Raw genomic sequence first — 12,049 nt, 5'->3', positions numbered from 1 at the left:
CCGGACGTACTTGGCCTTGTGCCCGGTGCGGCGAATGGGGTCTTCCCTGCTCGGAGCTTGTCGGAGAGCTTGGGGAAGCGTGCCAGGCGTCGCGGGGCAGACGGGAGTTTGAAGACAGGCTCTAGGGTCGCTGTGTGACCCCAGAACCGAATCCGGCCGCGCCCCTCGACCCGCTCGACCGCCGTATCGTCGCCGCCCTCCAGATCGACGGCCGCGCCTCCTGGCGGCGGATCGCCACCGCGCTCGGGGAGCCCGAGCGGAAGGTGGCGCGGCGCGGGCTGCGGCTGATCGGGAGCGGGGCCGTGGTGGTGCGCGGGCTCGTGGTGCGGGGCGAGACGGTGATCCTGCGGATGAACTGCCGGCCCGGCGCCGTGCGGGACACCGCCGTCGCCACCGCTCGCCGGGCGGACACCATCTTCTCGTACGTGCTCGCGGGCGCCGCCGACTGCGTGGCCGAACTCCAGTGTCCGCCCGGCGAGTTGGGGCGTCTGATGCTGGACGAGGTGCCCGCGCTGCCGGGCCTCGTCGAGCAGCAGGTCTCACCCGTGCTGCGCTACTTCCGCACCGTGCACGAGTGGTCGCCGGGCCTGCTCGACGACGACGAGGTGGCGGCGCTCGGCGGCACGGCGACGCGGCCGGTGGACGGGGTCGAGGTGCCCGATGTGGAGATCGCGCCCGACGAGCACGCCATCCTGCGCGCCCTCGCCGAGGACGGGCGCCGCACCCACGACGAACTCGCCGCCGTGGCCGGGGTGTCGGTGGCCACCGCGCGCCGCCGGGTGGAGTCCCTGACCCGGCAGGGGGTCGTCAGCATCCGGGCCGCCGTGGAGCCCGCGCTGCTCGGGCTTCCGGTCGAGGCGCTGCTGTGGATCAGGACCCGGCCCGACGAGGTCGAGGAGGTGGGGCGGCTCCTCGTCGAGTCGCCGCTCGTGCGGTACGCGGCCGTGGTGATGGGTGAGCACCAGCTCCTGGTCGATGTGACCCAGCCGTCGAAGCAGGACCTGCACGCGTTCCTCACCGAGGCGCCGTGGGTGCGCCGCGCGGAGGCCGTGCAGTCCCACCTGGTGGTGGAGGCGTGGAAGCGCAGCGGCGTACCGGCCCCGGGAGTCTCACCCGCCCCTGTTGCGAGGGAGCGACCATAAGTTGCAAATGAATGAAGTTGGTGTCTGAAAAGTTCACAGGTGCAGATCTGTTGACTGAAACAGTCAGCTGCCCTCAGTGTGGTGGCTCACACCGTCGCCTCCCGCACGAGGACCGCCATGCCCGTACGCCCCGCCGAAGCCGACGCGCTCTGCTCCCTCGACGCCGTCGAGCTCGCCGCCCGGATCCGCCGCCGCGACCTGTCCGCGCGCGAGGTCGTCGCCGCCCACCTCGACCGCGTCGAGCGTGTGAACCCGACGATCAACGCCATCGTGACACTGGACGCCGAGGGCGCCCTGAAGGCTGCCGCCCGCGCCGATGAACTGGCCGCGTCCGGAGCCGAGTTGGGCCCGCTGCACGGGCTCCCCATCGCGTTCAAGGACACCCACCTCACCCGCGGCATGCGCACCACGCACGGCTCGCCGCTCTTCGCCGACCACGTGCCCGACGAGGACGAACTCCTCGTCCGGCGCATCCAGTCGGCGGGCGCCATCCGCATCGGCAAGACCAACGTGCCTGAGTTCGCGGCCGGTTCGCACACCTTCAACACCGTCTTCGGCGCGACCCGCAACCCGTACGACACCACGCGCTCGGCCGGCGGCAGCAGCGGCGGCGCCGCGGCCTCGCTCGCCGCCCGGCTCACCCCGATCGCCGACGGCAGCGACATGGGCGGATCGCTGCGCAACCCGGCGTCCTTCTGCAACGTCGTCGGGCTGCGCCCCACGCCGGGCCGGGTGCCTTCGCTGCCCTCCGGCGACGTGTGGGAGACCCTCGCCGTGGCCGGGCCCATGGGCCGCACCGTCGCCGACACCGCGCTGCTCCTCTCCGTCATGGCCGGGCCCGACCCGCGCAGCCCGCTGTCCCTGGAAGTGCCGGACCCGGCCGCGTACCGCGCCCCGCTGGAGCGCGACCTCAAGGGCCTGCGGGTCGCGTACGCGCCCGACCTCGGCGGGCGCGTCCCCGTCGACCCCGAGGTGCGGGCCGTCGTCGACCGGCAGGCCGCCGTCCTCCAGGACCTGGGATGCTCCGTCGTCGAGGACTGCCCCGACCTGGACGACGCCGAGCACGCCTTCCGTACGCTGCGGGCCCACGCCTTCCACCAGGGATTCGGCCCGTTCCTCGAAGCGTCCCGCGACGCCCTCAAGCCCAGCCTCGTGTGGAACATCGAGGAGGGCCTGAAGCTCACCGGCGCCGACCTCGCCCGCGCCCGCGCCGGCCTGACCCGGCTGCACCTCGCCGCCGTCGCCTTCTTCGAGCGCTACGACGTACTGATCGCCCCGGTCAGCCAAGTGGCCCCGTTCGACGTCGAGTCGGAGTACCCGCACGTCATCGACGGGCAACCGCAGCACACCTACCTCGACTGGATGCGCTCCGCGTACTTCCTCTCCGCCCTGGGCGCACCCGCCCTCTCCGTCCCCGCCGGATTCACCGGCGCCGGACTTCCCGTGGGCCTGCAGATCGTGGGCCCGCCGCGCGCCGAACTCACCGTGCTCCAGGTCGGTGCCGCCCACGAGGCCGCCACCGGACACGGGCGGCACGCGCCCGACCTCACGTAGTCCTGCCTCGCGCAGTGCCGCAGGTGCTCAACTCCCGTCCTCTGGAGCCCCGATGAGATCACCGCACGCGCTCTGGGCGGCCGTGCCCGTCCTGGCCTTCCTCAGCACTCCGTTCCTCCCGTTCGTCAACGGGCCGCACCTGTGGCTCGGCATCCCGTCCGTCCTGTGCTGGTGCCTGATCTGGACGGCCGGTACGACGGTGGCGCTCGCCGTCGTCGACCGGTTCGGCCGCCCGGCAGGAGACGAGGAACACGCAGAGCACGCAGGGGACGGGGCGGCCGCATGAACAGCACCATGGTCATCACGGTCGTCGGCATCGTCGCCATCGCGGCCGTCGGCATCGGCGGGCGTCGGGCGCCCAGCAAGGAACTCGGCGAGTGGACCGTCGGCAAGCGCCGCTTCTCCACCTTCACCACCTGGTTCCTGCAGGCGGGCGAGTCGTTCACGACGTTCAGCTTCCTGGGCCTCGCGGGCCTGGCCTTCGGCGCCGGCGTCGCCGCGTCCTACGCCCTGAGCTACCTCGCCATCTGCTTCGTCCTGCAGTACTTCACCGCCCCGCGCATGCGCCAACTCGGCCTGAAGGGCGGCTATCTGACCCAGGCGGACTTCTTCGTCGACCGCTACCGCAGCCCGCTGCTCGGCAAAGTGGTCGCGGTGGTCGGCGCGGTCTTCCTGCTGCCGTACCTGCAACTCCAGATCACCGGGCTCGGCCTGATCGTGCAGCTCGCCACCGGCAGCCGCGCCGGCGGCAACTGGAGCATGGTCCTGGCCACCGTCCTCACCGTCGGCTTCGTCCTGTGGTCCGGCATCCGCGGCATCGCGCGCGTCGCCTACCTCAAGGACGCGCTGATGATCGTCGGGCTCGCCGTACTGGCCGTGGGCGTCGCGGTGTCCGTCAAGGGTGGCATCGGCGGCGTCTTCGACTCGGTGCGCGACGCCCACCCGCAGCTGCTGACGCTGGATCAGCCCGGCTACGACGGCACGTTCTTCGTCACCGCGGTCATCATCTCCGCCCTCGGCGGCGGCCTCGGCACCATGGCGCACCTGTGGCCACCGGTGCTCGCCGCCGGCAGCGGACGCGCCCTGCGCTCCAACGCGGTCTGGCTGCCGCTCTACCAACTCGCCCTGGGCATCCCGGTGATCGTCGGCTTCGCGGGCGTCCTCCTCGCCCCGAAGGACGCGGCCCCCAACTCCGTCGCCCTCACCCTCGCCGGACAGACCCTGCCCGGCTGGCTGGTCGGACTCGTCGCGGTCGCGGCGGCCTCGGCGGCGATGGTGCCGTCCGCCGCCATCGTCGTCGGCATCTCCAGCCTCCTCTCCCGCAACCTCTTCAGCGTCCGCGACGAACGCAGGCAGCTGCGCACCAACCACCTGTGCGTGGTGGCCGCGGCGGGCCTGGCCCTCGTCCTCGGCCTGGCCCGCCCCGGCCTCCTCGCCGACCTGCTGCTGCTCACCTACGGCGGCCTCACCCAGCTCGCTCCGGCGATCGTGATGGGCCTGGCGAGACGGGTGCGGCTCGGCGCGGTGCCCGCGCTGCTCGGCATCGTGTCCGGGGTCGCGGTGCTGACCTGGCTCACGTTCGGCGGCGTGGACGTCGGCACGGTGGACACGGGCCTGATCGCCCTGGGCGTGAACCTGGTCGTCACCACGCTCGCCCAGCTGACGGTGGGCGAGCGCGGCACCGAGCCGCAGAGCCCGTCGACGGAGGCGACACTGACCCGGGTCTCCGGGTGATCGCGTGAGGCTGCCCCGTACGACGCGCCCCTGGACGGGCTACGGCGTCCCTGCCCGAGCCGGTGTGACCGTCAACTCGCCGATGGGCCGCGGGGATTCGCCGGTCTCCGTCACGCGTACGAAGCGTCCCGAACCGCCGGCGGTGAACGGCACCCAGCGCCGCCCGTCCGCCGACAGCTCGGCCCGGTAGGCCCGCGTCCCCGTCACCCCGACCCGGGACAGCTTGCGGCGCGCGCCCAGATCGACGGTGAGCGCGGCGCCCGGGCGGGTGGGCAGCCAGGTCGTCGCCCGGTTGCCGTCCACCGCGGCGCCCGCGTACTGGCCCGCGTCCTCGGAGGTCGCCCGCGCCGGGCGGCAGCGCGCCGCGTCCGAGGTCGGGGTCAGGTCGGGGCGGCGCGTCGGGACGCTCACGCCGTCGGCGGTCACCGTCCTGCGGCCGGCCGGGGTGTCCACCGCGAACGGGGCGCCGGAGGTGAGCCGCACCGTCGTGCGCCGCGCGCCGATCGCCACGTCGTACGTCCGGCCCCGCCACTGAAGTCCCTTGACCTTGACGCCCTTTGACAGCTGCGGGGGCAGGACCGGGTCGAGCCGCACCGCGTCGCCGTCCTCCAGCCGCAGCCCGGTCAGGCCGTGCGTGAAGACCTGGAGGAAGCCGCCCTTGCCGGTCAGGAAGTCCTGGGCCGGCTGCCCGGCGAGCGCGTCGCCCTCGCCCGCCTTCTCGCCGCGCGCCTCCGAGAACGTGGCGAACGGCTCCCGGAAGAACGGCCGCGAGGCCCGTTCCAGGAACGTGTACGTCGCACAGCCCGGCTCACCGATCGCCGCCGCGGCGACCGCGTGCACCGAGTCGGTCATCGCGGGGCCGTTCCGGTCGGTGTGCGCCGCGTAGTAGTCGAGCGTCGCGGCCGCCGCGCCCTTCGGCAGGGGCCGCCGGTCCAGCGGATACAGCAGCAGCACGGCGTCGGCCTGCTTGATGTCGGCGGCGTGGTCGATGTCGTAACCGGCGTACTGGAGAAAGACCTTGCGGCGTGCGTCGTACGGGATCCGGAGCCGGTCGGCGATCCGCGTCCACGCCGGGTCGGGGCGCTCGCCGACGAGGCGCGCGGCCTTGGCGGCGGCGCGCAGGGAGGTGGCAGCGACCGCGTTCGTGTAGACGCCGTCGTCGACGCCGTTGCTGTACTCGTCCGGGCCCGCCACGTCCTTGATCGAGTAGCTGCGGTCCTGCTTGTTCTCCGTGACCCGTGAACTCCAGTACGTGGCAAGGCCCTTGAGCAGCGGCCAGCCGCGGTCGCGCAGCCATGCGCGGTCACCGGTGGCCTGGTAGTACTGCCAGGCGGCGAGCGCGATGTCGCCCTGGAGGTGGTTCTGAAGGACGCAGTGAGCCGGGTACCAGCTCTGGCACTCCTTCCAGAGCGAGCCCGAACTCGCGCTGGTCCACGGGTACATGAGCCCCTTGACCGACGTCTTGCGCGCATTGTCGGCGGCCGCCGCGCGGGTGCGGAAGCGGTACTCCAGGACCGGCTCGGCGAGCTTCGGGCGAGTGGCCAGCAGCGACGGGAACATCCACGTCTCGGCGTCCCAGAACACCATCCCCGCGTAGTTGTCGCTGCTGAGGCCGGTCGGCGGGATGCTGTCGCGGGCGCCCGCGCGCAGGGAGGCGAGGAGGCCGTACTGGGCGGCGCGGACCTGCTCCTGGAGGCCGGGGCGGCCCGGGATCTCGATGTCGGAGGTCCACAACTCGCCCCAGGCGGCGATGTGTTCGGCCATCAGGCGCTCCCACCCCGCGGCCGCCGCGCGCACCGAGGCGCCGACCGCCGTGTCGTGCGGGTGCGGTGAGGTGAGACCGGTGTCCACCCCGACGTACTTGACGACGTCGTAGCCGCTCCCGGAACGGACGTCGAAGGCCGCAGACCGGCTGCCGCTCAGGCTCTTCGTCCGGGGCGCGGGGCGGGTGCGGCCGGGGGCGCGCAGGGTGGAGGCGACCGTGCCGGCGACGCGGGTGCCGTCGGTGCGGAAGCCGACGGCGGTCGTGTCCTTGCCCGCCCTGCCGCTGCCGGTGCCGGTCATGCGACGGGCGCCGGCGCCGTCGATGCGGTCCGTCACGGTGACCTCGCCCGACCAGTGCGGGGTCACGCGCAGGCGTACGGCTCCGACGTGCGGGCGGGCCCGGTCGGCCAGCACCTCGTAGGCGAGGTCGGTGCGGCGGCCGTCCTCGTGCACCCAGGTGAGCGACGTACGGACGACGCCGCAGCGCAGGTCGAGGCTCTGCCGGTAGCCCGTGGTGCGGCTCTTCGGGCCGTACGTCTCGCCGCGCGCGGTCACGTCGAGGGCGGTCCAGTTCGGGAGCGCGGCGAGGGCCTGCCGGTGGGCGGTGTTCTCCGGGCCGCGGGCGTAGAGGCCGGAGACGAACGCGCCGTCGTAGCGGGGGGTGTAGAGCGGCCAGCCCGTCTTCTCCTTGCTCGGGCCGTGCGCGTAGCCGGTGCCGGCGGACGGCACGCGGACGCCGAGGTAGCCGTTGCCGGTGTAGGCGGTGTACGGGTTCGTGGGGTCGGCCGTGCGGGTGGAGAGGGTCCAGGCGGGGGCGGCGCAGCGGGGTGCGGGTGCGGCCGGGGCGGGGTCGGGGGGTGGCAGGAAGGCGGTGGTGAGGGTGAGGGCGAGGGGGGTGAGGGTGGCGGCGACGGTGGTGGTGCGCAGGGTGCGTCTTGGGGTGGTCACGGGTCGAGGGTGCGGGGTCGGTGGCGCCGGGTGCGGTATGCGCGCCGGGGTGTAGGCGGTCCGGGTGGGTGGGGCGCGGGGCCGCCGTGGGGCTGCGGGTTCGTCGGCGGGTGCGGGCCGGTGGGGCTTCTCGCGCAGTTCCCTGCGCCCCGCGGCGGAGCCGCTGAGCGATACGGCCCCGCCGGCCCTGGCTCGGGCCTACCCGGCTATGCGGCCAACCCCGTCTTCAGCCCCGCCCCGCACAGCGGCACCACCGCGGTGCGGGCGCCCAGGGTGTGGCCCAGGGGGCCGTCGTCCCGGGTTGCCGCCCAGCACGCGACGCCCGTCGACTCCACGTACAGGCCGCGTGAGGCCAGGTCGAGCTGGGCGTGGCGGATCTGGTCCTCCGTCACCGTGTGGAAGGCGCCGCCCGATTCGCGTACCGCCCTCAGGATCTGCCGGGCCCGCGGCGGGTTCGGGATCGCGATGCCCTCGGCGAAGGTGGGGGCCGTGGGCGTGGTGCCGACGAGGGCGTCCGCCCCGGCCCGCCATGCCTGCGCCAGCGGAGCGACCGCCGCCGACTGGACCGCGTGCAGCGTGGGGCGCCGGTCGATGAGGCCCGCGGAGTGGAGTTCGGCCACGGCGAGGGCGGCGCCGAGCAGCAGCGTGCCGTTGCCGACGGGGACGACGAGTACGTCGGGGAGGCGGCCGCCCAGGTCCTCCCACAGTTCGTGGACGTATGTCTTGGTGCCGTGCAGGAAGTACGGGTTGTGCACGTGGCTGGCGTAGAAGACCCCGGCCTCGTCGGCCGCGGAGCGGGCCGCCCGGGCCGTCGCCTCGCGGTCGCCCTCGACCACGTTCAGGCGGGCGCCGTGGGCCGTGATCTGCTCCAGCTTCTTCGGTGACGTGCCCTCGGGGACGTAGACCGTGCAGGGGAGTCCGGCGCGGGCGCAGTACGCGGCGACGGCCGTGCCCGCGTTGCCGCTGCTGTCCGCGATCACGCGGTCCGGGCCGAGCCGCACGGCGAGCGCGGCCAGCATGACGGCGCCGCGGTCCTTGAACGACAGGGTCGGCATGAGGAAGTCCAGCTTCGCCGAGACACCGCCGGCCAGCGGGACGAGCGGGGTGCGCCCCTCGCCCAAAGTGCAGTCGGGGACCGGGAGCGGGAGGCACTCCGCGTAGCGCCACAGCGAATTGGCCCGTCCTGTCAGGGACTTGAGGGGCGCGGGGTTCGGTGAGTAGTCGAGGTCGAGCGGGCCTCGGCAGGCCGGACAGCACCAGTCCAGGGAGCCGGCGGGGACCCGGGTGCCGTCGAGGGGGCAGTAGCAGTCGGGGAGGGCGGTCATGCAGAGAGCGTAGGCAGCGGGGACCGAACCGGGGCCGAGGCCCGGCGCCCCCGGCGGCATCGTACGTACAGCCGATTCGGGCTCCGATGTGTGAATGCTCCACTACCTGGAGAAAGTCCCTGCGTAAAGCCCTGCGGCCCTGCAAGTCATCACTTCGAGTGATTCCTTGGCCTTTGCTTGCACGGCTCAACCCACGGTTGCCACGCTGTTGCCGTCTGTCAATGCGGTGGGCAACGCGACCAGGCTTCCGCGGGGAACGAGGGGAACAATCAGTGTCATTCGGTGAGCAGCCGGCGTATCTGCGTGTCGCGGGTGATCTCCGCAGGAAGATCGTCAGTGGCTCGCTTCCGCCGCACACGCGTCTCCCCTCCCAGGCCAAGATCCGTGAGGAGTACGGGGTTTCGGACACGGTCGCCCTGGAGGCCCGCAAGGTGCTGATGGCGGAGGGGCTTGTCGAGGGCCGTTCCGGCTCGGGGACCTATGTGCGCGAGCGGCCGGTGCCGCGCCGCGTCGCCCGCTCCGCGTACCGGTCGGACGGCGGCTCCACGCCCTTCCGGCAGGAGCAGGCCGACCCGGCGGCGCGCGGCACCTGGGAGTCGCGCAGCGAGCAGGCCGAGGCGGACGCTTCGATCGCCGAGCGGCTCGCGATCCGTGCGGGCGACCGCGTGATGTGCACCCGGTACGTGTACCGGGACGCGGGCGAGACGGTGATGCTGGCGACCTCCTGGGAGCCGCTCGCCGTCACGGGCCGCACCCCGGTGATGCTGCCCGAGGAGGGCCCGCTCGGCGGCTGCGGCGTCGTCGAGCGCATGGCGGCGATCGACGTGATCGTGGACAACGTGACGGAGGAAGTCGCCGCCCGCCCCGGCCTCGCCGAGGAGTTGAGCGCGCTCGGCGGGGTACCCGGCCATGTCGTCCTCGTCATCCACCGCACCTTCTTCGCCTCGGGCCGGCCGGTCGAGACGGCCGACGTCGTGGTCCCGGCGGACCGCTACCGGATCGCATACCACTTGCCGGTGAAGTGACCCGCGCGCGGCGGTGATCGGCGAGGGGCTTCGCCGTCCGTCGGCCGGTGCGGACCGGTGGGGGCTGGTCGCGCCCCGCGGCGGAGCCGCTGATCGATGCCGCCCCGCGCCCCTGGAAGCGAGCTCCGCTCGCCCAGGGGAAGCCGCGCGCAGCGCATGCTTCAGGGGCACGGGGAACTGCGCGACCAGCCAGGACGTCACCGGAGCCCGGCACCGCGACACCGCGCCCCTGCGGCGCCCGATACCCGAACTCCCGCGTCCGGACCATGTGATCGCGAGTTAACCGCGCCTCGACTCCCGTAACAGGCAGGCAATCCCGCGCTGCCCCGACTTGTCATGCACGGCTCCTACCTTCCTTCTGCATACCGCCCCTACCGGTATACCGCTGACGGACGAACGGGAAGCCGACGATGACCGAGACCGCTCTGCCCACCGCCGACCCGGCGGTACCGGAACCTCCGAACGGGTCCGGGCCCCAGCGCAGTTACGCCAAGCTGGCGGCCGACGAGTCCCGCGAGGACTTCTCGCTGCGCTACGCCCCGCACTCCTACCGGCGCTGGTCGCCGACGATGGTGGCCTCCACCGCGCTCGGCGGCATCGCGTACCTCGCCGACTTCGCGATCGGCGCGTCCATCGTCTTCACGTACGGCTTCACCAGTGGTTTCGCCTCGATCCTGTGCGCGGCGACGATCATCTTCCTGACCGGCATCCCGATCGCCCGGGCCTGCGCCAAGTACGGCCTGGACATGGACCTGATCACGCGCGGTGCCGGGTTCGGCTACTTCGGCTCGACGCTCACGTCGCTGATCTACGCCTCGTTCACCTTCATCTTCTTCGCTCTCGAAGGCTCGATCATGGCGCAGGCCATGCACGAGGTGGCCGGACTGCCGCTGCCCGTCGGCTACTTGCTGACCACGCTCATCGTCATCCCGATCGTGTTCCGCGGGATGGGCGCGCTCGCCAAGGTGCAGGCGTGGACGCAGCCGATCTGGCTGATCGGTCTCGTCCTGCCCTTCGTGATCCTGGTGTTCCACTCGCCGGGCTCGTTCGGCGACTTCACGCACTTCGGCGGCACCGAGGGCGCGGGCAGCGGATTCTCCTGGCTCGGCTTCGGCCTCGGCACCGGCGTCGCGCTCTCGCTCATCGCCCAGATCGGCGAGCAGGCGGACTACCTGCGCTTCATGCCGGCCAAGACGGAGCAGAACCGCAAGCGCTGGAACCTGGCCGTCCTCGCCGCCGGTCCCGGCTGGGTGATCATCGGCGCGGCCAAGCAGATCGGCGGCGCGCTGCTCGCCTTCGTCGCCCTCGAAGCGGTCGGCAAGACGCACGCCCTGGAGCCCATCGCCCCGCAGGTCGAGGCGCTCAAGCCGTGGCTCGGCTCGGTGGCACTGCCCCTCGCCGCGCTCTTCGTCGTCGTCTCGCAGATCAAGATCAACGTCACCAACGCCTACAGTGGCTCGCTGTCCTGGTCGAACTTCTTCTCCCGCGTGACACACAAGCACCCGGGCCGCGTCTGGTACATCTTCCTCAACCTCGCCATCGCGCTGACGCTGATGGAGATGAACATGTTCGCCGCGCTCAACAAGCTGCTCGGCTTCTACTCGAACGTGGGCATCGCCTGGATCGCGGCCGTCGCCGCCGACCTCGTCATCAACAAGCGGGTGGGCTGGAGCCCCAAGTACATCGAGTTCAAGCGGGCGTACCTGTACGCGGTGAACCCGGCGGGATTCGGCTCGATGGTGATCGCCTCGACCGTGTCCATTCTGGCCTTCTTCGGCCTCTTCGGTGAGTACGCGGAGGCGTTCTCCACCTTCATCGCCGCCGGACTCGCCCTCGTCCTGTGCCCGCTGATCGCCTGGGCCACGAAGGGCAAGTACTACCTGGCCAGGCCGAACCCGGTGAACGGCCCGGACGTCGAGGTCGCCGACATCACCGCCACCCACACCTGCAGCGTCTGCGAGAGGGCGTACGAACTCCCCGACATCGCCGACTGCCCGGTCCAGTCCGGACCGATCTGCTCGCTGTGCTGCTCCCTGGACGCGGACTGCGGTGACGCGTGCACCAAGAAGCCCACGGGAGAGCCCGTCCTGATGCCGATCCCGACGGTGCGGACGAGCTGACGCGGTACTGAGGGGAGCCAAGGGGCGCATTTATGCAGATGCGCCCCTTCGGCGTGGGTCGGGGATGGCTTGTTGCGTATCTCTTTGTGCCAACACGTATCCGCTCTGTGAAGGTCAGGCGTAGGCTCGGGCATATGCGGATTGCGGTTTCCTCAGGATGCTTAGGGGGCGGGACGCGATGCGAGCCGGAGTCGGGCCGATCAGGGACGGGCGGGGCACGATGAACGACGGCACGGCGACACTTCCGTGGCTCGTCATACGCCAGGACGACAACGGGAACCACTATCGCGTCGGCAGGTACGCGACCAGGGCCGAGGCCCAGCGGATCGCCGACAGCCTCGACTCCCACGGCCACAAGCAGCTCTACTGGGTCGAGCGCCTGGGAGAGGCTCCCAGCGCGACGCGGAACGGCACCTTGCGCTGACGGCGGAGCCGTA

The 12,049-nt window shown here is 72.3% G+C and carries 9 protein-coding genes; 7 read left to right on the top strand and 2 right to left on the bottom strand.

Features of this window, described 5'->3' with window-relative positions; translation table 11 throughout:
- Positions 1 to 134 precede the first annotated feature (134 nt).
- The 4 genes from B072_RS0125165 (at position 135) to B072_RS0125150 (ending at position 4,430) form a co-directional block, all read left to right on the top strand.
- A complete protein-coding gene (locus B072_RS0125165) occupies positions 135 to 1,142 on the top strand; it encodes an Lrp/AsnC family transcriptional regulator (protein ID WP_018532715.1) in 1,008 nt (335 codons plus the stop codon).
- 117 nt (positions 1,143 to 1,259) lie between these two features.
- A complete protein-coding gene (locus tag B072_RS0125160) occupies positions 1,260 to 2,696 on the top strand; it encodes an amidase (RefSeq protein WP_018532714.1) in 1,437 nt (478 codons plus the stop codon).
- A 52-nt stretch (positions 2,697 to 2,748) separates the two neighbouring features.
- Positions 2,749 to 2,982 (top strand): hypothetical protein, encoded by a 234-nt coding sequence (locus B072_RS44025; protein ID WP_018532713.1) that lies wholly within the window; start codon positions 2,749 to 2,751, stop codon positions 2,980 to 2,982.
- The gene (locus tag B072_RS0125150; protein ID WP_018532712.1) at positions 2,979 to 4,430 is read left to right on the top strand and encodes a sodium:solute symporter family protein; all 1,452 of its coding nucleotides are present in this window, start codon (positions 2,979 to 2,981) and stop codon (positions 4,428 to 4,430) included. Before B072_RS44025 ends, B072_RS0125150 begins: the two co-directional genes overlap by 4 nt.
- Before the next feature lie 39 nt (positions 4,431 to 4,469).
- Here B072_RS0125150 and B072_RS44020 read toward each other — a convergent pair whose 3' ends face one another.
- Both B072_RS44020 and B072_RS0125140 read right to left on the bottom strand, forming a co-directional pair.
- A complete protein-coding gene (locus tag B072_RS44020) occupies positions 4,470 to 7,142 on the bottom strand; it encodes a glycosyl hydrolase family 95 catalytic domain-containing protein (RefSeq protein WP_018532711.1) in 2,673 nt (890 codons plus the stop codon).
- 206 nt (positions 7,143 to 7,348) lie between these two features.
- A complete protein-coding gene (locus B072_RS0125140) occupies positions 7,349 to 8,467 on the bottom strand; it encodes a threonine synthase (RefSeq protein ID WP_026246271.1) in 1,119 nt (372 codons plus the stop codon).
- Between the two features lie 272 nt (positions 8,468 to 8,739).
- Here B072_RS0125140 and B072_RS0125135 point away from each other — a divergent pair, with 272 nt between their 5' ends.
- The 3 genes from B072_RS0125135 to B072_RS0125125 all read left to right on the top strand — a co-directional run bounded on the left by B072_RS0125135 (position 8,740) and on the right by B072_RS0125125 (position 12,036).
- A complete protein-coding gene (locus B072_RS0125135) occupies positions 8,740 to 9,492 on the top strand; it encodes a GntR family transcriptional regulator (RefSeq protein ID WP_018532709.1) in 753 nt (250 codons plus the stop codon).
- A gap of 410 nt (positions 9,493 to 9,902) precedes the next feature.
- Positions 9,903 to 11,612, top strand: a complete 1,710-nt coding sequence (locus tag B072_RS0125130) for a purine-cytosine permease family protein (RefSeq protein ID WP_018532708.1) — start codon at positions 9,903 to 9,905, stop codon at positions 11,610 to 11,612.
- A 220-nt stretch (positions 11,613 to 11,832) separates the two neighbouring features.
- Positions 11,833 to 12,036: a hypothetical protein gene (locus B072_RS0125125; RefSeq protein ID WP_018532707.1), complete on the top strand. Its 204-nt coding sequence runs from the start codon at positions 11,833 to 11,835 to the stop codon at positions 12,034 to 12,036.
- Positions 12,037 to 12,049: the final 13 nt, after the last annotated feature.

Source organism: Streptomyces sp. HmicA12, assembly GCF_000373565.1.
Classification (GTDB): domain Bacteria; phylum Actinomycetota; class Actinomycetes; order Streptomycetales; family Streptomycetaceae; genus Streptomyces.
The sequence above is the reverse complement of the archived record's forward strand: the minus strand, read 5'-3'. Positions and strand labels throughout refer to the sequence as shown.